The sequence below is a fragment of the Limnothrix sp. CMB-01 genome, assembly GCF_055193175.1.
The window spans coordinates 3,416,694-3,440,291 of sequence record NZ_CM143720.1; the positions used below are offsets into that span (position 1 = coordinate 3,416,694).

At 57.5% G+C, this 23,598-nt stretch carries 20 protein-coding genes; 14 read left to right on the forward strand and 6 right to left on the reverse strand.

Annotated elements, in window-relative coordinates; all coding sequences use genetic code 11:
* Nucleotides 1-13: 13 nt before the first annotated feature.
* Together ACZA91_RS14180 and ACZA91_RS14185 are read left to right on the forward strand one after the other, a co-directional pair.
* Nucleotides 14-715, forward strand: coding sequence for a DUF433 domain-containing protein (locus tag ACZA91_RS14180; RefSeq protein WP_190355199.1), 702 nt, complete (start codon nucleotides 14-16; stop codon nucleotides 713-715).
* Nucleotides 712-1,155 (forward strand): PIN-like domain-containing protein, encoded by a 444-nt coding sequence (locus tag ACZA91_RS14185; protein ID WP_099534345.1) that lies wholly within the window; start codon nucleotides 712-714, stop codon nucleotides 1,153-1,155. The genes ACZA91_RS14180 and ACZA91_RS14185 overlap by 4 nt, the downstream gene beginning before the upstream one ends.
* Nucleotides 1,156-1,178: 23 nt before the next feature.
* Here ACZA91_RS14185 and ACZA91_RS14190 read toward each other — a convergent pair whose 3' ends face one another.
* The gene (locus ACZA91_RS14190) at nucleotides 1,179-1,988 is read right to left on the reverse strand and encodes an HAD family hydrolase (RefSeq protein WP_463182896.1); all 810 of its coding nucleotides are present in this window, start codon (nucleotides 1,986-1,988) and stop codon (nucleotides 1,179-1,181) included.
* A gap of 180 nt (nucleotides 1,989-2,168) precedes the next feature.
* Here ACZA91_RS14190 and ACZA91_RS14195 point away from each other — a divergent pair, with 180 nt between their 5' ends.
* Nucleotides 2,169-4,319, forward strand: a complete 2,151-nt coding sequence (locus ACZA91_RS14195) for a D-Ala-D-Ala carboxypeptidase family metallohydrolase (protein ID WP_463182898.1) — start codon at nucleotides 2,169-2,171, stop codon at nucleotides 4,317-4,319.
* Between the two features lie 55 nt (nucleotides 4,320-4,374).
* Here ACZA91_RS14195 and ACZA91_RS14200 read toward each other — a convergent pair whose 3' ends face one another.
* A complete protein-coding gene (locus tag ACZA91_RS14200; protein ID WP_463186448.1) occupies nucleotides 4,375-5,595 on the reverse strand; it encodes a molybdopterin molybdotransferase MoeA in 1,221 nt (406 codons plus the stop codon).
* A 219-nt stretch (nucleotides 5,596-5,814) separates the two neighbouring features.
* On the opposite strand from ACZA91_RS14200, the gene xseB reads away from it, so the two are divergent.
* Nucleotides 5,815-6,060, forward strand: a complete 246-nt coding sequence (gene xseB / locus ACZA91_RS14205; RefSeq protein ID WP_190355294.1) for an exodeoxyribonuclease VII small subunit — start codon at nucleotides 5,815-5,817, stop codon at nucleotides 6,058-6,060.
* Between the two features lie 119 nt (nucleotides 6,061-6,179).
* On the opposite strand, the gene ACZA91_RS14210 is transcribed toward xseB, so the two are convergent.
* Both ACZA91_RS14210 and ntcA read right to left on the reverse strand, forming a co-directional pair.
* Nucleotides 6,180-7,637: a DUF3084 domain-containing protein gene (locus tag ACZA91_RS14210; protein ID WP_190531866.1), complete on the reverse strand. Its 1,458-nt coding sequence runs from the start codon at nucleotides 7,635-7,637 to the stop codon at nucleotides 6,180-6,182.
* 86 nt (nucleotides 7,638-7,723) lie between these two features.
* Entirely contained in the window at nucleotides 7,724-8,395 is a 672-nt protein-coding gene (gene ntcA / locus ACZA91_RS14215) for a global nitrogen regulator NtcA (RefSeq protein WP_099533558.1), read from the reverse strand.
* 474 nt (nucleotides 8,396-8,869) lie between these two features.
* Here ntcA and fabI point away from each other — a divergent pair, with 474 nt between their 5' ends.
* The 5 genes from fabI (at nucleotide 8,870) to ACZA91_RS14240 (ending at nucleotide 13,779) form a co-directional block, all read left to right on the forward strand.
* Nucleotides 8,870-9,646: an enoyl-ACP reductase FabI gene (gene fabI / locus ACZA91_RS14220; protein WP_190355293.1), complete on the forward strand. Its 777-nt coding sequence runs from the start codon at nucleotides 8,870-8,872 to the stop codon at nucleotides 9,644-9,646.
* A gap of 202 nt (nucleotides 9,647-9,848) precedes the next feature.
* Nucleotides 9,849-10,466, forward strand: a complete 618-nt coding sequence (hisB, locus tag ACZA91_RS14225; protein WP_099533559.1) for an imidazoleglycerol-phosphate dehydratase HisB — start codon at nucleotides 9,849-9,851, stop codon at nucleotides 10,464-10,466.
* The gene (locus ACZA91_RS14230) at nucleotides 10,466-10,957 is read left to right on the forward strand and encodes a hypothetical protein (protein ID WP_463182901.1); all 492 of its coding nucleotides are present in this window, start codon (nucleotides 10,466-10,468) and stop codon (nucleotides 10,955-10,957) included. Before hisB ends, ACZA91_RS14230 begins: the two co-directional genes overlap by 1 nt.
* 341 nt (nucleotides 10,958-11,298) lie before the next feature.
* Nucleotides 11,299-12,018, forward strand: a complete 720-nt coding sequence (locus ACZA91_RS14235) for a PHP domain-containing protein (RefSeq protein ID WP_393010942.1) — start codon at nucleotides 11,299-11,301, stop codon at nucleotides 12,016-12,018.
* A gap of 153 nt (nucleotides 12,019-12,171) precedes the next feature.
* Nucleotides 12,172-13,779, forward strand: a complete 1,608-nt coding sequence (locus tag ACZA91_RS14240; RefSeq protein WP_143473033.1) for an N-acetylmuramoyl-L-alanine amidase — start codon at nucleotides 12,172-12,174, stop codon at nucleotides 13,777-13,779.
* On the opposite strand, the gene ACZA91_RS14245 is transcribed toward ACZA91_RS14240, so the two are convergent.
* Nucleotides 13,776-15,170: a WecB/TagA/CpsF family glycosyltransferase gene (locus ACZA91_RS14245; RefSeq protein WP_099533538.1), complete on the reverse strand. Its 1,395-nt coding sequence runs from the start codon at nucleotides 15,168-15,170 to the stop codon at nucleotides 13,776-13,778. The two genes, ACZA91_RS14240 and ACZA91_RS14245, sit on opposite strands and share 4 nt — an antisense overlap.
* A gap of 745 nt (nucleotides 15,171-15,915) precedes the next feature.
* Between ACZA91_RS14245 and ACZA91_RS14250 the strand changes: the two genes are divergently transcribed.
* From ACZA91_RS14250 to ACZA91_RS14265, 4 genes are all read left to right on the forward strand, one after another.
* Nucleotides 15,916-17,172 carry a glycosyltransferase family 2 protein gene (locus ACZA91_RS14250; protein ID WP_463182908.1) on the forward strand — a complete coding sequence of 419 codons (1,257 nt, stop codon included), beginning with the start codon at nucleotides 15,916-15,918 and terminating at the stop codon, nucleotides 17,170-17,172.
* Between the two features lie 109 nt (nucleotides 17,173-17,281).
* Nucleotides 17,282-18,328, forward strand: coding sequence for an NAD-dependent epimerase/dehydratase family protein (locus ACZA91_RS14255; protein WP_463182911.1), 1,047 nt, complete (start codon nucleotides 17,282-17,284; stop codon nucleotides 18,326-18,328).
* 84 nt (nucleotides 18,329-18,412) lie between these two features.
* Nucleotides 18,413-19,264: a segregation/condensation protein A gene (locus ACZA91_RS14260; RefSeq protein ID WP_099533541.1), complete on the forward strand. Its 852-nt coding sequence runs from the start codon at nucleotides 18,413-18,415 to the stop codon at nucleotides 19,262-19,264.
* An 8-nt stretch (nucleotides 19,265-19,272) separates the two neighbouring features.
* Nucleotides 19,273-19,701 carry a VanZ family protein gene (locus tag ACZA91_RS14265; protein ID WP_234406956.1) on the forward strand — a complete coding sequence of 143 codons (429 nt, stop codon included), beginning with the start codon at nucleotides 19,273-19,275 and terminating at the stop codon, nucleotides 19,699-19,701.
* Nucleotides 19,702-19,934: 233 nt separating this feature from the next.
* Here the strand turns inward: ACZA91_RS14265 and ACZA91_RS14270 are convergent, their stop codons facing one another.
* Nucleotides 19,935-21,293: a tetratricopeptide repeat protein gene (locus tag ACZA91_RS14270; protein WP_463182914.1), complete on the reverse strand. Its 1,359-nt coding sequence runs from the start codon at nucleotides 21,291-21,293 to the stop codon at nucleotides 19,935-19,937.
* A 467-nt stretch (nucleotides 21,294-21,760) separates the two neighbouring features.
* Between ACZA91_RS14270 and gatB the strand changes: the two genes are divergently transcribed.
* Nucleotides 21,761-23,245: an Asp-tRNA(Asn)/Glu-tRNA(Gln) amidotransferase subunit GatB gene (gatB, locus tag ACZA91_RS14275; RefSeq protein ID WP_463182915.1), complete on the forward strand. Its 1,485-nt coding sequence runs from the start codon at nucleotides 21,761-21,763 to the stop codon at nucleotides 23,243-23,245.
* Nucleotides 23,246-23,598: the final 353 nt, after the last annotated feature.

Below are 23,598 nucleotides of genomic sequence, written 5' to 3' on the forward strand. Positions count from 1 at the left end.
TTTTGGGCAACACATGGTGAAGTGGGATGACGATATCTATAACACCCCAGCGTATTCGGTGACGGATGCTGCGCGGTATTTGCGTATCCCAGTTGTGACGCTGCGCTCTTGGCTTAAGGGGCGTTCCTATGCCACCCAAATTGGTCAGCAAGCGTTTGAGCCACTGATTCAGCGGCCCGATTTAGCTCTGCCCCAGCTCTCGTTCACAAACCTGGTAGAGGCTCATGTTTTGCGAATTATTCGTGAAACCCATCAGGTCAAGCTTGATAAAGTTCGCAATGCCCTAGATTACATGAGCCAGCAGTTTGACACGGCTCACCCATTGGTGATGAGACGGTTTCAAACCGATGGGGTTGATTTGTTTGTGGATCAAGTGGATCGGCTGGTTAATGTTTCCCGATCGGGCCAGCTTGCCATGCGCGAAACCTTGAAACACCTGCTGACCCGCATTGAGTGGAACGCAGAGGGAATCGCCAACCGATTTTTTCCCATCATTGAGTGGGTTCCTGAGCCAGGCACTGACAAGATTATTTTCCTCGACCCATCCATTCGGTTTGGTAAGCCGGTCATTGCAGGTCAGGGAGTGCCTACCGCTGCCATTGTTAGCCTGATTGATGCGGGTGACTCGATCGACGATGTAGCAGATGAGTTTGATTGCTCTCCTGCACAAATTAAGGCTGCCATTCAGTTTGAAGCTCAAAACCGTGCCGCGTGACTCCAGCCGATCGCCCTATTTTCTTCATTGATTGGTGCCTCGGAAAGTCGGTGGCCAAGGCCCTCAGGGAAGTGGGTGCTCAAGTTGAGCATCATGGCAATTTTTTTGCCCAAAATACCCCTGACCCAGAGTGGTTGACGGTGGTGGGCGATCGGGGTTGGGTCGTGCTGACTAAAGATGAGGCGATTGGAACCAATAAGCTGGAATTGGGGGCGATCGCCCGTGCTGAAGCAAGGGTTTTCATCTTAGTGTCAGGCAACTTGAACCGTCAGCAAATGGCTGCCTTATTTGTTGAGGTGTTACCCAAATTAGAACGGTTCAGCCAGGGCAACCAAGCGCCCTTTATTGCCAAAATCTACAGAGATGGCAGAGTTGAACGCTGGAAAAATCGTACCCAGTTGCTCAAACTATTGAAGGGGAGAGAATTGCTGGATCTTTGAGAAAATCCTTTGAACATAGAGGCTCAGTCGGCCCAATGAGCGAGAATAGCGGCCACTAGTTCGCAGAAACCTTCTCCCTCAGCGCTGGGAGTGATGTGCGCCGGTTGATGGAGCAGCTCGCTGAGGTAGGGACGCACGTTGGCCACGCCGACGGAGCGGGGAAAAAGGGCCGGGTCAAACAGGCTTTCATCATTGGGGCTGTCCCCGATCGTCAGGATTTGATCGAGGGAACAACCGGGCCACAACAGTTCGATCGCCCGTTGGAGTCCCGCAGCCTTGTTTTGTTCTGGGAGCTTGATGTGGGCTTGCACGGCACTGTAGGTAAATCCCCAGCCCAAGGCCGCCAACGATTCCCCCATGGCCGATAGGGTTTGGCGATCGATGCCCGGCAAATCTGCCAGATCAAAAGTCCAATCGGTGATTCGGAAGCGGTTATCGGGGGCCGGGTGCAGGTGGGGAAAATGATGATGAAATTCCGTTTGGAGGATGCCAAAGACATCGGCCAAGGCATCGCGATGGGCGATTGGGTCGGTTACGTCCACTAGCCATTGTCCCTCGGGTCGATCGCGCCGATAGAGCAGACCGCCGTTTTCCGCGATTGCCCCTGCGATCGGTAGGTATTCCACCAAGGCGCTAACCCAACCGGCCGATCGCCCGGTGACGATCAGGACGGGAATTCCGGCCTGTTGCAAGCGCTCCAAGGCTAAAAACAGGTGACTGGAAAATCGACCCGATCGGGTCAAGGTGCCGTCCATATCGGTGGCGATCGCCCGAAGGCCGGGAGCAAGGGCAGCGGCCATCGCCGCCAGCGAGGACTGAGGAGACAAGGGCATAGCGATCGACCCGTTTGCAAATATCGCAATGTACAGTGGGGAATGTTTTGGCCGCAAGTGGCGCGATCGCCCCATGGTCTGAATTGTCTGAACAGATTCTGATTCGGCCTTCAACGCTCCTTCAAGGCTGTCTAAACCCTGCAAACGTATTTAAACGTATTTAACGGATTGGCTGGACCCATGGCTACCACCGCACTTGATCGGGACGCGCATCTGTTTCACCTGGCTGCCCAGCGAGCGGGAATTCATATGCCCATTTTGCCCGCGCTCCAGGAAGCCCATGATCAGCCAACCCCAGAAGGGGAAAGGGGGTTGGGCTTAACCAGTGCGGATCAAGAACAGGTGGACAGCCTGCCGGATCAGGTGATGGAAGCGGCCCTGTTGGTGCGACGGTTAACGGATTCTTTGATCCAATCCGGTTGGAAGGCCGATCGAATTTGGCAGGTGAACGCTGGACAATATAGCCCTGAAGTGTTGGCTGTGTTGGCTCGGGGGTTTGAAGACAAAACCATTGGCGGGCCAATTCTGGCTGGTTGCTCGCTTGATCGGCTGACGGCTGCCTATCGCCAATTTTGCACCTTGGAGCGATCGACCCAGATTGCTCCCGCCAACACCGCCCTCACCGGCAGCACCTTCACCATCGATCGGGCCCTGCTCGACACGATCGAGCGTCTGCCCCAGTTCTATCAAGGCTACGTGCATCAACGGGAAGCCCTGATTGAAGCGACCCGCATTTGGCGCGGCCTGGCCACCCGGGAGGACACCTTGGTTTCCTTAGGGTTGCCCGCCTTGAACTACACCGATGCGGCCCTGGACACGGCCTTGGTCACCTTCATCCGGCGTTTGTCGCCCAACTATTCCGGCTTTCCGCACCAGCGAGAGGCCCTGTTGCGGTTGGTGCAAATTTGGCGGCAACTGGATTCGCGCCAATCGGCGATCGCCTCACTCAGCGACAGCAACTTAAGCCTGTTGCCCCGTAATTACGATCCGGCCCTGCTGGCCTTTGTGCTGCGGGTTCCGGAGTTCTATGCGGGCAGCGGCACTCAGCGCAATGCGGCCACCGAAACCGTCCGCATGTGGCGAGATTTGGACAATCGCAACGCGGCCCTCACCAGCTTGGGGGTGAATCCGATTGTGTTTGCGAATCCGGCGGCCCCCGAAGCCAGCACCGCCGCCGCCCAGCTCGATCGGGAATTGCTCTCTTTTCTGCGGCGGTTGCCAGCCGCCTACCGAGCAACCCCAAATCAACAGGGTGCTTTGACTCGGTTGGTGCAACTGTGGCGCGGTTTGGAAACCCAGCAGGCCGCGATCGGCTCCCTGGAAACGGATCTGCGCACCATGCAATGGCAGGTGATGATCCTAAAACAGAACACCGTCCTCAAAAGTCAACCGGTTCAGGCTAGCGCCCTGCCGCGAAACGAAGTGGCCGCCATGCCCGCCGGGGAACTGTCGCTGATTGACTCGATCGAGCAGGGAACCCACTATCGAATCCTGACCGTGGAGCCAATCCGTGATCGACGGGAATGGTTTGTTTACCGGGGCCATGCGGACTTTTTGGAACCGGCCACCATGTTGGTGAAAACCAGTACCTTCCTCAAAACCCGCCCCCTACAGGCCAGCAGCTTGGGCAATGCGGAAAAGGTGGCTCTTTCCCCCGGAGAATTCCAAATTCGCAGCTATGAGGACGTGGGCGATCACCTGCGGATTCGGCTGGTGAAACCTATCAATAACCGGCTGGAATGGTTCATTTTTGAGGGCCATATCACCCTGCTGAATGTGGATGACTATCCCTCACCTCGGGATCCTCAGCCTGCGCCCGCGCCTGCTCCCGTACCTGTGCCTGCCCCTGCGCCCGCACCTGTCCCCAGGCCCACCCCGGCCCCTACCCCGACCCCTGTGCCCGATCGGGGACGGCGGATTCAAGTGCCCGGGCTGGGTACGGTCTGGACTCGTGACCCGATTATTGCGGGCGGTAACTTTAGTTGGGGTGAAGCCACCAAAGATGGCACGCGGATTCCCGAAAATTCCACCATCACCCAAAACATCATTGCCATGGCCCGGCGAATGCAAGAGGTGCGGGCCCGGCTGGGCAATCGCACCATCACCATCACGAGCTGGTATCGGCCCCCGGCCGTGAACCGGGCCGTGGGTGGGGCCCGCAACTCAACCCACATTCGGGGCCATGGTGTGGACTTTGTGGTGGCGGGGTTGTCGCCGCGTGCGGCCCAACGGATTTTGGATCCCTGGTGGCCCGGTGGTTTGGGCTATGGCTCCTCCTTTACCCATTTGGATAATCGGGGATATCGGGCTCGGTGGAATTACACCAATTAATGAGTGATCCAACCAAGGGGATGGCGGGGGAGGTCGATCGGGTTCAGTCCAGCGATCACCCAACGGCTCCACCCAGCAGCAGCACTTGAATTTCGCTGTGGGCGGCGATTTCGCTGGTTCCTTGGGGAACTTGGGCCAGGGCGGTGGTTCCCGCTAGGTTAATCAAGTTGCCAGAACTGTGGCTGCCTTTGGCCAGGCTAAAGACCAGTTGCCCTTCGATGATCTGCAACGATCCCCAAAGGTAAGTTTCTCGCCGCCCGGCCCCTTGCAGATCCTGCACCGATCGCGCCGTCAGCCACTGCACCCCGTGGGGGCCCGATCGCCCCGACAACTTCCGCAACAGGGGAGCCACAAACCGCCAACAACCCACCAGGGCCGAAACGGGATTTCCCGGCAAGCCCACATAGACCTTGGGGCCAAAGGTGGCCAGGGTCAGGGGCTTCCCGGGCCGCACGGCTACGGATTTGACGTGAATTTCGCCGCCCAACTCCGCCAAGACCGCATCCACATAGTCATAATCCCCCACGGACACACCCCCCGTGGACAGCACCAGATCCGCTTGGTCGATCGCCTGTTCAACGGCAGCTTTCAAAGCGGCGCGATCATCCCGCACCACCCCAAGGGCGATCGGCTCCACACCCATTTGTTGCAAAAAGGCGATCAGGGCGTATTGATTGGAATCGACAATTTGCCCCGGTTGTAGGGGTTGATCGATCGTGCCCAGTTCATCGCCCGTGGAAAACACCGCCACCCGCGGCCGCCGCACCACCGTGACCCGATCGCACTGGGCCGCCGCCAACACTGCCAATTCAGCGGGCCCGATCGCCAACCCAGCGGGCAAAATCTGATCGCCCGATCGGCAAAACATCCCCTTCGCCCGCACAAATTCCCCCACGGCCGGCTGGCTCAACACCTTCACCCGATCGGGCCCGGCCGGTTCCGTGTCCTCTTGAATGGCGATCGCATCGGCCCCCGGCGGCATCATCGCCCCGGTGAAAATCCGCGCTGCCTGGCCGGGGCCCAAAGTTTGTTGCGGAGCCACCCCAGCCGGAATCGTTTCAATCACCTGCAATTCTGTTGGCCCCTGAGCCAGGTCAGCTTGGCGCACCGCGTAGCCGTCCATGGCGGAGTTGTCCCAGTGGGGAAAGTCCAAGCGCGATCGCACCGGTTCCGCTAACACCCGACCTAGGGCCGCCACGCTGGCGATCGATTCAGTGTCGGTGATTGGCGGCGTGATCCGTAGGGCGATCGCTTCAGCTTCTTGGGCGGAAATCATTGGTGAGTTGGGCATAGGGAGCGATCGTCAGTTTAAAACTCCCGGCCCGTGACTACAATTCCCGCAAGAATTCCCGCAAGAATTCCCGCAAGGCGCGATCGCCACCCGCCCGCCTCCACCCTGACCGCCTCAGCAGAATGCGATATCGTTGGGGGCAAGGGGGTTCAACCCCTTGTCTATGATTGTGATCTGTTACCTGCTCGCTATTGCTTTTTGATCATGCCCCGCGCTAAAGCCCAACCCAGCCCTCCTGAAACCGCCCCCGATTGGCATTACGAAACGGCCATGGCCGAGGTGGAAACGATCGTGCGGCAACTGGAAACGGGCGACTTGGATTTGGATCAAGCTTTTGATCAATTCACCACTGCGGTCGATCGCCTGCAACAGTGCGATCGGTTCCTGCGCGATCGACAGGCCCAAGTGAGCCTAGCGATCGAAACATTGGATCATCTCGATCTGGAATAAGCTAGATGGTCTCGATCGCCAAATCGCTCGTCGTTGTTACGCCGTTACGCCCCTACCCGATCTCGCCCCATTGAGGCGGGCCGGCCAATGCGCAAGATTTCCCAATGTGCAAGATTTCCTTACCCGATGCGCCTGGGGCGAGTCGATCGACGGGATTCAATCGGGGTGTTTGGGGGTGGTTCAATTTCGTAGAGCACCTGGCCATTGCGAACTGCCACAAAGGACAGGGACAGGGGGCCGGCGGTGTAAATGTCGCGGGCTGCAATCACCCGCACCTCAACGGGTTGGGTTTGAGACTCCAGCCAGCGCACAAATTGGATCAAGCCCGGCACATTTTCCACCCGGAAGCCATCGGCGGCGACTCCCGCTCGCTGGGCCCGAAACAGGGCTTGGCCCAAGGCGAGTTCCAGGCGATCGCGCAGTTCCGGTTGCGACAGGTTGGCAGGATCCAGGGAAGACATCGCCAGGGTTTCGCGACGGGTAAAGAGAATTTGATTCAGCGCCACATCCAAAACAACTCGGATGGGCGGTTCTTCGCCGGTCAGATAGTTAGCGGTGGAAATTACTTTCACGTAATATTCGCGACCATCGCGCACTTGAGAGATCACCTGCTCCACCTCTCCCCGCGAGAGAGAAATGGCCTGTTGATTGGCTCCGATGCCCGGCTGGGTGCGTTCGAGGGCGGCGCGGTTGGCGGCCACTAACAACCGCTCGATCGCCGCTTGGGTCATTTCGGGCGAGGGAATTCGCAAAATGCCGGCCGCCAACACTTCGCCCCGCCGCAGGGCCACGTTTCCTTCCCGCAGGGCCTGGGATTCTCGCTCCAGCCGCCGAACGGAAACTTCTAAGGATTGCAGCTCCGATTGGGCCGACTGAAACCGCTGGTTGGCATCTTGCAGCCGGGATTCCACGTCCTTGAGCCGCTGTTCCCGATCGCGGATTTGGACGGTGCGATCGCGGTTTTGGGCAATTAGGGTTTGATTCTGGCGATCGAGGGCCGATCGCTCATCCAAAAGACGCGATCGATCCCCCTGAAGTTGGCGATTTTCTCCCCCAAGGCGTTGCAGGTCGCTTTGCAGGCTGAGCCGCTCGCCCTGGAGGGTTTTGATGTCGCTCAGCAGTTGCCGTGCCCGGCGGGAAACCTGGGTGAGTTGGGCCTTGGCGAGTCGGAATTGTTTATCGGCCTGGAGCAGACGCTTTTGGGCCACATTGAGGCGATTTTGGGTTTGGGCTTGCCTGGCCAGGGAGGCTTGCAGCGATCGGTTGATTTGGCTCAGTTCAGCGCGGGCCTGATCCTGTTGGACGCGGGCTTGATCCAGTTCCCGCCGGGCCCGCCCCAGGCGCGTTTGAATTTCCTCAAGTTCAAAAATGCCCGCCAAGAACAACAGACCCAAGGTGGAGGCGGAAATCAGGCTGCCGGTCACGATCGTGACGAGGGTGGCCGTTTGGCGCGGTCGCAAGTTGAACAGGCTGAGGCGAGCTTTGCCCACGCGGGTGCCGAGCCGATCGCCCATGGTGGCAATCGCCCCACCTAACACCAAGGTGGCTAGCAAAATTAGTACATACCCGATCGTCATCGCCCTCTGTGCGATCGCTCCTTAAGCGGCCTTTGCCCAACAATCTAGGCCTTTGCAATGATAGTTTGGGCGAGGACGTTGGATGGTTAGGTAAACTGGTTCCCCAGGCTCACGGGGTTGTGTACCGTAATTTTCTTTTTGTGGATTGAGATGGCCTTGCGATCGCGCAAATCCCCGAGTAGCCGAGTCACCGTGACCCGCGTGGACCCGATCGCCTCGGCAATGGCTTGGTGAGAGAGCTTCAGATCGATCGTGATCCCATCGGAGCTGGGAACCCCAAAATCCCGGCACAGAATCAGCAAAAAGCTCACCAACCGAGATCCCATGTCGCGGTGGGCCAGGGTTTCGATCATCATCTCCGTTTGCAAAATTCGCGATGACAATCCCTGAAGCATCACCATGGCCAAGTCGGGATCATCCTTGAGGGCCTTTTCCACCCGATCGATCGGCACCGACAGCAACTCCACGGGCGTGAAGGCCACGGCGTGATAGAAGCGATCCGATCGATTGCCCGTCAGGAGCGACAACACCCCAAAAACCGTGTTTTCGCGCAGCAGGGCCACAGTAATTTCCTCGCCGGCCTCGTAGACACGGGAGAGTTTCACGGCCCCTTTCACCAAAAAGTAAACCCGTTCAGCCGGATCACCCGGGAAAAAAATCGTTTTGCCCCGATCAAACCGCTCAGTGGGCGGTGAGAAAGAATCTCCGCTCAGTTGGCGGAAAACAACGGCTAAAGGCTTGTCTACTGATAAGGGCATCTCGCTGCGCCGAACTGCCGAACTACTGAGAAACGTTATACCAAGCGCGATCGATTCGCGCATTTTTTTCGGATTTGATTTTTTGAGAGGTGGATACAAAACCCGATCTCAATCGATTAGGTTCGCGATCGCCAAGCCCAAAACTCAAAACCCGCGAAGGTCTTTCAGAAGCCCCTGACCGGTCTAAACTGATTCAGGTCACCTTCGCAGCACTACAATCTCGAACATTGTAATTCGCTCGTTGTAGCCTCTGATACGGTTTGAGTCAACAACGGGCTGCCAATCCCCATTGAATGGCAACTTTGCAACCCACCACTGCCCCATCAAGCCCCGCGCGCCCGATCGCTGACCCGATCGCCAAGGGAAACGCCCTCGGGACTCGGTGATTGGGATTTTGAGTTGGTGTTGGGATCTTGAGTTGGTGTTGGGATTTTGTGATTTGAGATTCTGTTGCTGAAATTTAGAACACCTATGCTGCTCAACCTCTCTGGAAAAAAAGCCCTCGTTACGGGGATTGCCAACAACCGCTCGATCGCCTGGGGCATTGCCCAACAGCTCCACGCGGCCGGGGCCGAAATTGCCGCCACCTATCTCCCCGATGACAAGGGCAAGGCCGAAAAGAAAGTGGCCGAGTTGATTGAACCCCTCAACCCCACCTTCCTGGTGCCCTGCAATGTGCAGGACGATGCCCAGGTGGCCGAAACCTTCACCACCATCCAGAGCAAGTGGAGCAACTTTGACATCTTGATCCACTGCCTGGCCTTTGCTGGCAAGGAAGAACTGACCGGAGATTTCAGCAACACGTCCCGCGAAGGCTTTGCCCGCGCTTTAGACATCAGCGCCTATTCCCTGACCAAGTTGGCAGCAGCAGCCAAGCCCCTGCTGAACGACAACGGCAGCATCATCACCCTCAGCTACCTGGGCAGCGTGCGGGCCGTGCCGAACTACAACGTGATGGGCGTGGCCAAGGCGGCCTTGGAAGCCAGCGTGCGCTACTTGTCCACGGAATTGGGTGAAAAGGGAATTCGGGTGAATGCCATTTCGGCGGGCCCCATTCGGACGCTGGCTTCTTCGGCGGTGGGCGGCATTTTGGACATGATTCACCACGTGGAAGAAACGGCCCCTCTGCGCCGCACGGTCACCCAAGTGGAAGTGGGCAATACGGCGGCCTTTTTGTGCAGCGATTTGTCTAGCGGGATTACGGGCCAGGTGATTTACGTGGACGCGGGCTACAACATCGTTGGAATGTAGCTGTGGAATGTAGCTGTTGGCCCCATTCTCCACAGCCTGAGATTCATCCTGGGATTCGTAACCCATAACCCATGGGGGCAAGACGGGCGATCGCCCCTGTTTGCCCCCCCTTTGCCCGATCGCCCCTGTTGCCGTTTGCCCTCCGATCGTTCCTCAAATCATGCAAACCACCGAGCCAATCACCGAGCCAATCACTGAACCGATGCTCGATCGCCCCGTCATCCTCACGCCCGATCGCACCGCCCGCGTCAGCCGCAAAACTGGCGAAACCGATGTTCATGTCGGTTTGAATTTGGACGGAACGGGCCGTTGCTCTGCCCAGACCGGCGTGCCTTTTTTGGATCACATGCTTGATCAAATTGCCTCCCATGGGCTGATTGATTTGGATATCCAAGCCACTGGGGATGTGCATATTGATGATCACCACACCAACGAAGATGTGGGCATTACCCTCGGCCAAGCGCTGCATCAGGCTTTGGGCGATCGCAAGGGCATCGTCCGGTTTGGGCACTTTGTCGCCCCCTTGGACGAGGCCTTGGTGCAGGTGGCGTTGGACTTTTCCGGCCGGCCCCATTTGAGCTATGGGCTGCAAATCCCCACGGAACGGGTGGGAACCTACGACACCCAATTGGTGCGGGAATTCTTCGTGGCGGTGGTGAATCACTCGCAAATGACCTTGCACATTCGCCAACTGGATGGCATCAACTCGCACCACATCATCGAAGCCACGTTCAAGGCCTTTGCCCGAGCGATGCGCATGGCGATCGAGGTGGATCCGCGTCGTGCTGGCAAAATTCCCAGTTCCAAGGGTGTGCTCTAGTGGCAAAGGGGCGATTGATCCAAAAGCGTTGGATTGGAAACTGGCGGGTCGGTTTGGTGCTGGCTGGGTTCCTGCTGTTGGGGGGCTTGCTGGGGGGGCTGATTTGGGGGCTGGAAACACCGGCAGCCCAAGCGGCGGATTTTTGTCGGCCCTGGCATGGTCAGCAAATTTGCATTCTGAAAATTCAGCGCAGTGCCAAGAAACACTGGGAGTTTCGGGCCACGGTGGCGGTGGATGGGGTGGAACGGCCCCGATCGGCCTACAACTGCCGCCGCCGAATTTGGGTCGGGCTGGATGGCATCCGCCATGTGTTTGACCCCCATGGGCCCGGCGAGCTGATTTGCAGTTTGCTGAATCGGGATGATGCGCGCGAGGGTCTCAGTCAAGAGTTGACGCTCGATCGCGCTCCCCGTCTCTTGCAGCCGCGCACCAATCCAGACTCCCTCAGCAACCGATCGGGTGAAGTGGCGACCCAAACCGCCATCAATTGATTGTTGCTCACTCTCCTAACGCTACTAACTCTTCTGATCCCAGTGTTGGGGCAGTTTTAGCCCGGTCTATCCCCACCTCCAGCAGACCAATGGCAGGCGTGAGAATCGGCCGGGAATTTTTTTGCCTGTTTCTCAAACTTTTTAAAAACTTTCTAAAAGTTTGGGATCGTCAAAAAGTAGTTTGATTTGCATTTAAAATCATCAAAATTCTAGAGAGTCTCTTTTTTGACCAAAGACCATTTATGACGAATGCATGGCACACGACGAATTGCAACAGAAAGTCTTTAAAAATTGTTTAAGATTGGTGAAGCCATTTTTCTCCATTCTTTGGGAGTGTCGCTATGACAGCTCGCGTTACCCGTGGCTTGAGTCCGCTGTCGGTGACAGCTTCGGTGACGGCTGAAGACCAGGCGCTGCTGCGGGACGTATTCCAATCTTTGACTCCGACGAGTTGCCCGCGTCACTACAACTTTCACATGCACACAACGGCCTCCGATGGCCGCCTCAGCCCCACCGATTTGATTAACCAGGCCCTGCAAATTGGTCTCAAGGGCTTTGCCATTACCGATCACCACAGTGTGAATGGCTATCTCGCGGCGGCGAAGGCGCTGCAATTGGCTAAGTCGGTGAACCCTGAGCTGGTGGTTCCCCATTTGTGGACGGGGGTTGAAATTAATGCAGGGTTGCTGGGAACCGAGGTGCATATCCTGGGCTATGCCTTTGATATCAGCGCTGATGTGATTCAGCCCTATTTGCAAGGGCGACCCGTGCGCGATGAGTATTACTACGCCGATCGAGTGATTCACGCCATCCAACAAGCGGGGGGCATTGCCGTGCTGGCTCACCCCGCTCGCTATCGCCTGGATGCCAAGCCCCTGATTATGGCGGCGGCAACCCTAGGGATTGATGGGGTGGAGGCTTACTATGCCTATAACAATCCCAATCCTTGGACTCCTAGCCCCGATCAAACCGCCCGAGTAAAAGAGTTGGCGGAACGATTTGGGCTGATGATGACTTGCGGGACAGACACCCACGGGCCGAATTTGCTGCTGCGTTTGTAGATCTCTAACGAGCAAATTTGGTCAAAATTTCGCCTGGGCGCTAAACTGCATTCGGCAAGGGGGCGTGATCGCATGGGTCTGAAGTGACACCCAAGACGGGCCAATGTCGATCGCCCAATCAGCCCGGCAGTTTTGGTTTGTTGGAGATCAATTTTGGTTGCTTTGCGTTTGTTTGGCGATGGCCGGAAGTCGGCCCCCGGAAAGCAAATGGCAGCCGTCGGGCTGTTGGGGCTGCTGGGATCGTTGGTGGCAGCGTTGCCAGCCCAGGCCGGGCAACTGCTGAATTGGCGGTTTGATCCGGCACGCAATCAATTGAGCTTCACGACTGATGAAGGGGTGCAGCCCCGGGCCCAAATTGTGTCGGGGCCCGATCGCCTGGCCATTGACCTGCCAGACACCACCTTGGCCCAACCGGTTCAGGAACAGCGGTTTGGGGGCATGGTGCGAGCGGTGCGTGTGGGCCAGCCCGATCGCAACACCACCCGCATCGCGATCGAATTCCAACCGGGCTATCGCATTGATCCCGATCGGGTACGGGTGCGCAGCTTGTCTCCGACCCAATGGACGGTGGAACTGGGCGGAGAACCAATTGCCCAGCAGCCTCCCCAGCAGCTTGTGCTTCCTGGCCAGCGGAATCGCCCACAACCCACGCCTCCCAATAGCCCCAATAATTCCAACGGTTCCGATCGTCCTTGGATTCCCGGTGCATTGCGAGAGGTTTTGGAACGATCGGGCGGCAACTCCCCGATCGCCCAAGTGGAGGGGGTGGAACTGTCTGAGGGCGGATTGGCCCTGCGGGTGAGCGGCGGAACTCCTGGCATTACGGTGAACCGCAGCCCCGATCGCCGACAGATCGAAATTTGGTTAGATAACGCCTCGATCTCCAATGGGGTCGATCGACTCGTGGGCGGCCGAGCGGGCGTAACCCGTCTGATCGTCACTCCCCAACGAGGTGGGTATCCGCCTCGGGTGCGAGTTTTGTTGGTGGTGGATCCGAGCAGCCCCGATTGGCAGGCTCGCGCCGAAGAGAGCTTGGTGATTGCCCAGCCGATCGGCAGCACCACCGCCGTGAATCCCCCCGCTGCCAACCCGCCCACGGCCAATCCTTTACCGCCGCGGCCTTGGCCCCGTCAACCGGACAACTCTGGCCAATCGCCCGGCTGGGTGAACGATTACCCCGATCCTCGCCTGGGCGGTTTGCCGATGTTGAATCGGCGGGTGCGCATTGTGGTGGATCCGGGCCATGGCGGTCGCGATCCCGGGGCGATCGGGATTGGGGGGCTGCAAGAAAAGCAAGCGGTTTTGGATATTGGTCTGCAACTGGCGGCTCTGCTGCGTCGCCAAGGGGCCGACGTGGTTTTGACCCGCGATGACGACACCTTCATCAGCCTTGATGGGCGTACCCAGTTGGCTAACCGCATTAATGCCACCGTGTTTATTAGCGTCCATGCCAACTCAGCGGGCATTAATCGCCCGGACGTGAGCGGCGTGGAAACCTACTACCACCAGTCCGGTGGCCAGTTGGCCCAGGCGGTGCAACAAAGCATCATGCGCGCCTTTCCGTTCATGCGCAATCGCGGGGTGCGCACGGCTCGGTTCTATGTGCTGCGTAACAGTCGAATGCCCTCAATTTTGGTGGAAACCGGTTTTGTGACGGGCCGACAAGATGCGGCCCTGCTGACCAATCCCACTTGGCGATCGCAAATGGCCTGGGCGATCGCCCGAGGGACGATCGAATATCTCAACGGCCCTGGCCGCTAAACTGTCCTCTCCAAACCGTGGGGTGTGCCCAACCCCGCCGCCTCCAACCGATCGCGCAGGGCCTGGGGATCGGGCAAGGCTGACAGTTCTGCTTGGTGTTCCTGCATAAACACCAGGAGACGATGGGAAATTAAGCCCCGAGCCACCGCCAACTCGCCCAACGTTAGCCACTGGGGATTGCGTTGATAGGCCCGAGCCGCCGCAATCCAATCAAAATCAATCAACCCAGCTCGGTAAAGGGCCGCCTCGGGCTTCAGGGTCAGGCCGCCGGACGGGATTGCCAATTGCAACAGCCGCACCATTTGGGCGCTCAACCACCCTCGCTGGATCGCCACCAATTCCGGTGATGGGCTGTCACCGGCTTCCAACTCCCGGAGTTGTTGAGGGGTCAATAATCCAGCCTGTTCGCAGAGCTGAACGATCGCCGATCGCGACTGGAGATCCACCCCCGATCGCTCGCCCAACCGTGGCAAAACTGTTTCAAAAAACTGCAAAACCGGTGGCTGCACCACGCCCTTGGCTAACAGAATTTGTTCTAGGGGTAGCGGCTGGCGTAGTTCATACCACTCAATTAGCTCCTGCAATTGCCCTTCGGTTAAAAATCCCGCCTCTTGCAGCAAGATCCCGATCGGTCGGTGCAGTCGGTAGCGACCCAACAGGGCCGCCCCCAAATCCATAAAAAACGGCAAACTCTCCACCAAATAGCGCCGCCAAAGACGCTTTGGCTCACAGGACAACCGAAATAGCCACTCCAAACCCACATGGCTCATCCAGCGGGGCGATCGGGGCACATTGCCCGCCTCAAAGTCGATCGTCGCCCCAAAACCAAAGGCCACCGTCACATGTTTCAGCAAATGGCGATGGCGATAAAACCACTTTTCTTGCTTGGGTGCGCCAACTCCCACCAGCAGAACATTAGCCCGCGATTGATTAATCAAGTCAACAATCTTGGCGCATTCCACCGGGTCGCGCTCAAAGCCAAAAGGCGGCGAATAAACCCCCGTAACCATTTCGCGACCCACCTTTTCATTAATGAGATGGCGAGCCTTTTCGGCCACTCCCTCCATGGCCCCCAGCAGAAAAATAGTCATCTCTGGGTCATGGGCATAGTATTCATAAAAAACCGGAAAGAAATCGGATCCCGAGATTTTGTCAGTGATGTGGTAGCCCATCAGCTTGGCCACAAAAATCAAAACCTGGCTATCACAAACCAAGTAATCGGCTTTGTGATAGATCGTGTCAAAAACCTCATCTCTCCGAGTTTTAACCAAATGGTCAATATTGGGCGTGGTCACCCAACCGCCCCGTTTCAAATTTGCCAACAACTTCTGTTGGGAAATGTTGTCGAGCGTGATGTTCAGAATCGGAACCTTGGGTGCGATCGAGGTCATGGCAGCCTCTCCAAAATAGGTAGTTATTGAGATGTGACACTCAGAGTGATTGTGCAGTGATGAGAGATGGATAATCAGTGGCTCGAAAGACAAAAATGCTGATCGCTCCAGATATCTGGTCAAATACACTCGCTGCACTCGTGATATTCATCCACCCTTGGGGAACAGCCTCAGGGTTAATTTCCCCATTAGGTCAAAATTGGTCTAATGGCCGAATTCAATGGCTCAGTTGAACGATCCAATTTGCCTGTTTCATCCAGGGTCTAATCGCGATGCCCAATTAATAGCTGTAATGGCCTTGCCCAATGTTGGCTTGCACCCCAGATCCTTATGAAGCTATCATAATGCCCACCGTGATTGAGGGCATCAAGACCATCGTTTTTCGATCAATCATTCAAAAAGTCTTTAAAAAACTGACTAGTGAATTTCCCCAGTTGAATCGAGTCTGAATTGGGGTTGAATTAAGCCAATTGGAGATAATGGGGAAGTTCTCCTAATCTGGCAATTCTTGACTGAAGCCCTTTGCAAGCCCTGTGGTTTTAGGCAGAATGGAGCCGATTAAGGGTGTTTTGACGAGTATTGCGACTGATATTTCAGCTAGGTAAAGTGACGGTGATTGACCTATTTGGCGCAGATTTGACGCAAATTCGGCGCTCATGAGGCCCTGAGTTGGCCCTTGGGGGTGGCGAAGGCGATTCGCTCAACTAATCACCACAAGACTCTTTATTTCTCAGGCGATCGACCTATGGCTAACTGCTTCTCAATCTGGCAACCGATGCCGCCGCTGCTGCTTGAATCTGGGGTGGTTGAGGTCGCCTTGGGGGTGGAGTGGGCCCTGTGGGGGGTGACGGGTCTGGTGTCGTTGCCGATCGCGATGTTGGCGATCGAGTGTTTGGTGGGAGGGTTGTTGCCGGGTTTTGGCCGATCGCCCTCCACGGCGGGTTGGCGACGGCCCAGGGTGGCGGTGCTGATTCCGGCTCACAATGAGGCGGCCTCGATCGGGACAACCATCCAAGCCATTCAGCCCCAGTTGCAACCGGGCGATCGGCTTCTGGTGGTGGCGGATAACTGCACCGATGCCACGGCGGAACTGGCTCGATCGGCCGGTGCAGATGTGGCGGAGCGCTTCAACACCGAGCAGCGGGGCAAGGGCTATGCTCTCGATTTTGGGGTGCGGGTGTTGGCCCAGGAGCCGCCGGAGGTGGTGGTGATTGTGGATGCGGATTGCACCCTGGAGCCGGGCAGCCTAGATCGCTTGGGGCAATGGGCGCTGAAGCACGATCGCCCGGTGCAAGGACGCTATTTGATGGAACTGCCGCCATCGCCCAGCGCGGCGCGGCGGGTTTCGGCCTTTGCCTTTGCGGTCAAGAATTTTGCCCGATCGGAGGGATTGCGGCGGTTGGGGTTGCCCTGTCTGTTAAATGGAACGGGGATGGCATTTCCCTGGCAAGCGATCGCCCAACTGCCCCTGGCTAGCGGCAATCTGGTAGAGGATATGCAAATGGGCATTGATCTGACGGTGGCCGGCTCGCCGCCGTTGTTTTGTCCCGATGCGCCCGTGACCGGTCGGTTGCCCCAGGCCGAAAGCGCCGCCACCAGCCAACGCACCCGCTGGGAGCATGGTCATTTGCAAACGATGATTTCCGTTGTGCCGCCGTTGTTGGGGCGTGCCATTCGCACCGGCAATGGCCCCCTGCTGGTGATGGGGTTGGATTTGCTAGTGCCGCCCCTGTCGTTTTTGGTGATGATTTGGGTGGGTGCGGCGATCGCGGTGACCGGTGTGGGGGCCCTGGTGGGGCGTTGGCAACCTGCAATCGGGATGGGGGTGCTGGGGTTGGTTTTGTTTGGGGCGATCGGCCTGGCTTGGTGGCGAGTGGGGCGGCCGTTCCTGTCAGCCCGAATGTTGCTGATGATTCCGATCTATGTGCTGCAAAAAGTGCCGATTTATTTGGGATTCCTGAAGCGGCGACAGACGGAATGGGTACGCACGGAGCGGGACTAGAACATCATTTTCGATATTTTCGATTTTGATACTTTCGATTTCGAGATTTTCGATCACTGTCCCCATTTCCCAATCCAAATTTTCCGAGCTATGGAGTGAGTGGGCAACGATGACCGTAACCTTGGGCGTAATTGGGGCCAGCGGGTTTATTGGCCAGCGGGTCGTGGAGATTTTGGCGCAGGATCCGAACTTCACGGTGGTGGCGATCGGGCGATCGGTGCCCAAGCGCGTGCCGGAAGGGGCGATCGCCCGGATCGCTGATGCCACCAAACCGACTTCCCTGGCCCAAGCCCTGACGGGTTGCCAAGCGGCGGTCTATTGCCTGGCCGGTAGTCCCAGTTTTGTGCGCAAAAACGCGCCCGTGGTTTACCAGGCGGCCGCCGATGCTGAGGTGAAACGATTTATCTATCTCAGCAGTGCCGTGGTGCATGGCCAAGCGCCGGCCCCCGGCACCACGGAAAAAAGCCCCCTGCGGGACAACTACCCGATCGCCTACAACAACGCCAAGGTGAGGGCAGAGTGGCGCTTACAGGCCGATCGAGCACAGACCAAAACCGAATTAGTCATCATCCGCCCCGGGATTGTTTGGGGCCCCAAGTCCACTTGGATCGAGGCTTTCGCCAATGCGGTCACCGATGGCGTGGCTTACCAAGCGGACTATGGGCGCGGCATTTGCAACAGTGTCTATGTGGATAACTTAGTTCATGGGATTGCGCTGGCGGCCGAAGCGGCCAAGGTCGATCGCGCGGCCTTTTTCATTGGGGATCAGGAAGTGGTGACCTGGGCTGACCTTTACCGCCCGATCGCGGCCGCCCTCGGTCAATCCTTTGACCAACTGCCCAACGTCAACATCGAAGCCTTTCGCCCCAGTGTGAAGGAAGAGTTGCGGGAAACGCTACGGGGAATGCGCCTGGTGGGGACACTGCTATCGGGTTTGCAAGCCCAACGCAAACGAGCCAGCGGCCAGCGGCCGCGTCCAGTGTTGTCGCCTTTGAATCAGGAGCTTTCGGCTCTCTACCGCTGCCAATGGCATTTACCCTTAACAGAGGCGGAAACCCGCTTGGGTTATCGTGCTCCAGTGTCCTTTGAGGAAGGCTGTCGCCGGACGATCGAGTGGTTGCAACAATCCAATCGGGAATCCCTGGGTCATCACTAGTGTTTCAGCCCGTTTTTTAACCCAAGTTTTCCAACCCCAGCACGCTAACTCAACTATTTCCACGCCCCCTCTTTACCGTCGCCTATGGCTGGATTAGTCATCCAAGAAACGATCGCCTCATTGATTGAAATGGCGGAACAGGGGTCGATCGACCCGTGGGATGTGCGGGCCGTGGAGGTGTTGGATCGGTACTTGGATCAACTGCAACGGGCGATCGAACCGGTGGCAAGCCAAATGGGTAAGGCGGCCTACGATGTACATCTGTCTCGATCGGCTCAGGCCTTTGTTTCGGCGGCCCTGTTGGTGTTGATTAAGGCGAACCGGTTGACCCTGGCCGAATTTCCACCGCTGACAGAAGGCGATGATTGGGAAGAAGAAGCGGAAGCTGCCATTGAGGCGATCGCCCGTGGTCGGTTGCCCCTGCATTTGGAACAATGCCTGAAGCGGCGCGGAGTGGCTCCCCAAACCGGCCAGCGGCGCGTGTCCTTGGGCGACATGATTGAGCAATTGCAGCAGGTGGCCAGCCTGTTGGCCACCCAACCGGCCCGCCCCCGCAAAACCCGCCGCCCCAACCGCCGTCAAAAAATGCGCGCGGTGCAGCAGTTGGCGCACCAAGAAAACCTAGGGGAAGTTTCGGAGGCCTTGGCGGCATTTTTGCGCCCCTTTGGCGATCGATGGCTGAGTTTTGATGAATTGGTCGCTCAAGTCCCCCGCACGGGCCCCCAGGCAATTCCGCTGACGATCGCGCATCATGGGTCAATGGGTCAAGGTGAGCTGCTCAGTGACCAACCCACCAAGAGCGATCGGGCAGGGGCCTTTTGGGCGTTGCTGCTGCTGGCATCCCAATCGAAGGTGGAATTGGATCAAACGGAGTTTTATCAAGACCTGCGGGTGCGATCACTGCCGGATCCTTTGCCGCCTATTCCAGACCCTTAACTCCACCTATGTCACCGCTCGATCGCCCCAGCGAACCCGACCCCACGCCCGCCGCCCGATCGCCCCGTGTGGATTGGATGCGATGGCTGGCTCCCTTCTATGGCCTGTTGTTTTGCGGCATTCTTTGGCTGGCCTACACAGGAAATCTACCCAGTTTTTTAGGCAAAATTCCCCACTACGACATCCCTGGCCACATCATCCTTTACGCCATGGGCAGCTACCTGGGCCACCGCTTCAGCCGCTGGAAAACCATCCGCCTGGGCGGCCGCGCTTGGCCTCTGTTTCCCTTGGGCTTTGCAATTTGGACGGCGGCGGAAGAATGGTTACAAAGCCTGTCCCCTAATCGCACCTTTAGCGGGGTGGATTTGGTTTGCAGCTTTCTGGGCATTGGGCTGGGTTGGTGGTTGGCCAATCGCGATCGCCCGGTTCAACCCTGAAGATTCCTGGTTGGGTTAGTAACGATTGGTTAGCAGCAATTGGTTAGCAGCAATTAGACCTCTTGCACGAATCAGCTCGTTGCCCTCATCCCCCAACCCCTTCTCCCAAGGTGGGCGAAGGGGAGCCAGAACTGCTGGGTTACGGCGATCTCGTGGCGGGTGATCAAGTCCCTCTCCCGACTTGGGAGAGGGATTTAGGGTGAGGGTCTTGATTAATGCAAGAGGTCTATTGATTAGCGCCGATCGCGAATGAGCCGATCGATCGCCGCTTGCCAGTACCAATCCTCCGACTTACCCGGCATCCGCGATCGCTCAAAGGCCACCAAGCGTTCAGCGGTCGATCGCTGGTTTTGCACTAACAGCAACAGTTGCGCTTCTAGGGCCCGGCTGGGGCCACGACTTTTGGGGGGCTTGGGCTTCGGGTCTGGGCGGGGCGGCCGCTTGGCCGCCGGGCGATCGCGCCGCGATCGGGATGGGGCCGATGGGGGTGGAGTCGATCGAGAGGACGTGGATCGCGATGTGGATCGCGACGAGGTAGACGGGGAGGGCGTAGGGCGATCGGCCTGCTGAGGTTGGGTTTTGGGAATGGTCTGGCTGGGTTCCGCCTTGATTTGGTTGAGCTGTTGCCGGGTCAGGCGATATTGACCCCCATCAAATCGAAACCCCGTAGGCCGTTCTTGGGTGACTCGCACGGGTGATCGCCGGGAAACCGATCGCCGGGGCCGGGGCGATCGGTGCCGCCACCAGCGACTGGCCGCCAGCCCCAACCCCAAACCCACCGCCCCGCCTCCCAGAATCAGCCAAGACTCCGGATTGGCCAGCCACTGTTGCACCAATTCCCAAGAGCGCGGATTCGCCATCATCCAGTCCGTATCCGGTTCCGGGCGGGCTGTCCAATTCAGTCGATCCAAATCCCGTTGCTCAATCACCTGATAGATATTGCGCACCGAAGATTCCGAAAATTGCCCCAATCGCAGCAATTGGGCCAGCTCCTCCGGAAACAGTTCCATCACGGGATGATCGGGATAGTGAATCTCCAGAGCCACATAGGTATGAACAGCCCGGGCATATTCAGCCCGTTGGGTAAACAGCCGCCCACAGGTCAACAACAACAGCGGTGCGCTGGGGTGTTCGGCACTGACCACAGCCCGATCGAGCAGAATGGTTAACCCTCGGCAAGCTTCCGGACTGGCCAGGCTGCCCGGACTGGTGCGATCCAAAATTCGGCGCACATTAGCCCGCACCGCGCCAATCAGCGCACTGTGGGGATAAATCTTGGCAAATTGCACATAGGCTCCAAACGCCTTGTTCAATTGGCGAGCCTTTTGGGCCTGTTCAGCGGTTTGATAAAGCTGACATTCCGCTAACCGATAGCGACTTTCCACGGCCGTTGGGTCTCGATCGTCCGGAGCGGATCGATCGGCCACCTGCTGAAACCGAGGGATTGCGGCGGCACAGTTGGCTTGGTCATAGGCCGATCGCGCTGCCCTCAAAATCGGGTCACTACGCAGCCACCATTCCAGACCCAGCCCCGCAACCGCCAATACCCCCAACAGCCCAATCAGGATTTGCCCCTTGCGTTGCACGGCCACCTTCCGTTATTGAATCCTTGAGTTGTTGAATCCTGGAAATGAATTCCAGTCAAAAAGCCAGTCAAAATTGCTAGGCCAATCGCCCGGTCGATGGCCCGGTCAACCGTCAAAAGTTTTGCTTCCAACCGGGGCCGGGCGATCGCTAGCGATAGAATGAAGTCCGAGCGCTTTGATCGGGTTTTTGATCGGGTGATGGTCTGGCTAGTTGATTTGGCCACTGGCTCAACGGTTGATTCACCCTTTCAATCATGCCAACTGGGGCCCTCTCGGGATTCTAGGCCGATCGCGCTCAAAGACCCACAGTAGGAATACTGGACGGGCTATGGGCCATGGACACTGAATCGGTCTACTGAATCGGTCTGCTGATTCAGCCGGACTCAGTTCCTCTGGGTTCATTCAACTCTGGTTCATGCACTTTCGGTTTATTAACTTCTCATCCGTCACTCACAGCAAGTTCAGCCAAGCATATGACCGTTGCCGCGCCTGCCAAGACCGAATACGAAGCCGTCATTGGTCTCGAGACCCACTGCCAACTGAGCACGGAAAGCAAAATTTTCTGTAGCAGTTCCACGGAGTTTGGAGCCGATCCCAACACCCATGTGGATCCGGTGTGCTTGGGGTTGCCGGGCACGCTGCCGGTGCTGAATCAAAAGGTGTTGGAATATGCGGTGAAGGCGGGCTTGGCGCTCAATTGTCAGATCGCCCCCTACAGCAAGTTCGATCGCAAGCAATATTTCTATCCCGACTTGCCCAAAAATTATCAAATTTCCCAATATGACCTGCCGATCGCGGAGCACGGCTGGCTGGAAATTGAAATTGTGGACAAGCAAGGAAACGCCACCCGCAAACGGATTGGCATCACCCGTTTGCACATGGAAGAAGACGCGGGCAAGTTGGTTCATGCGGGGGCCGATCGCCTGGCCGGGTCAGCCTATTCCCTGGTGGACTACAACCGAGCCGGTGTGCCGCTGGTGGAAATCGTTTCGGAGCCGGATATTCGCACGGGCCAAGAGGCGGCGGAATATGCCAAGGAACTGCGCCGCATCGTGCGCTATTTGGGCATCAGTGACGGCAACATGCAGGAGGGTTCCCTGCGCTGTGATGTGAATGTGTCGGTGCGGCCGGTGGGCCAAAAGGCCTTTGGCACGAAGGTTGAAATCAAAAATATGAACTCGTTCAACGCGATTCAGCGGGCGATCGAGTACGAAATTGAGCGCCAAATTGAGGCGATCGCAACCGGCGAGCCGATCGTCCAAGAAACCCGTCTTTGGGAAGAGGGCAGCCAACGCACCATTTCCATGCGCTCTAAGGAAGGCTCCAGCGACTATCGCTATTTCCCGGAGCCGGATCTCACCCCGATCGTGGTGTCGGAAGAGCAACGGGAATCTTGGCGTGAGGAGTTGCCGGAGTTGCCTGCCCAAAAGCGCCATCGCTATGAAACGGAGTTGGGGCTGTCGGCCTACGATGCCCAGGTGCTGACCGATGAGCGGGCGGTGGCGGAATATTTTGAAGCCACGGTGACCGCTGGGGGCGATGTGAAACAGGCGGCGAACTGGATCATGGGCGATATTGCCGCTTGGCTGAAGAACGAAAAACAGTCGATCGAAAACTTGGCCCTGAAACCGGCGGAGTTGGCGGAGTTGGTGGGGTTAATTGTGAATGGAACCATCAGCGGCAAAATCGCCAAGGACATTCTGCCGGAGCTGCTAACGGAAGGTGGCTCGCCCAAGGCCCTGGTCGATCGCAAGGGGTTGGTGCAAATTTCTGACCAAGGGGCGATCAAGGCCATGATCGAAGAGGTTTTGGCGGCCCATCCGGCGGAACTGGAACAATATCGCGCTGGAAAAACCAAGCTGAAGGGCTTCTTTGTGGGGCAACTGATGAAGAAGAGCGGCGGCCGCGTGGATCCGAAGCTCACGAACCAATTGCTGGAGGAGTTGCTGAATGGCTAGGCGATCGGCCGGCTGGATTTCCAAGAGTTCATCAAAATTTCAAAAAAGGGGGTGACACCCCTCGCCCTCCTACTGTTATACTGTGCTAAGTAGATGCACCCTGATGACTGGGAGAGTCCGCAACGACTCTCCTTTTTTTTTTGCCAATTTTTTGCCGAATCCTGCCAGGCCAATTGGCTAAGCCAATTTCCGCCCCATGGCTTATTGGTTGCCTGCCTGCTAGCGGCCGATCGGTGGCTGTCGTCTGCCCGAGTGAGGTTGACCCGCCGATCGTCCGTTCGAGATTGGTTGCGCCCCAGGTCAATGGGCGATCGGCCCCAAAACAGGCGACAATGGAGCTAGTTATTTGCCCA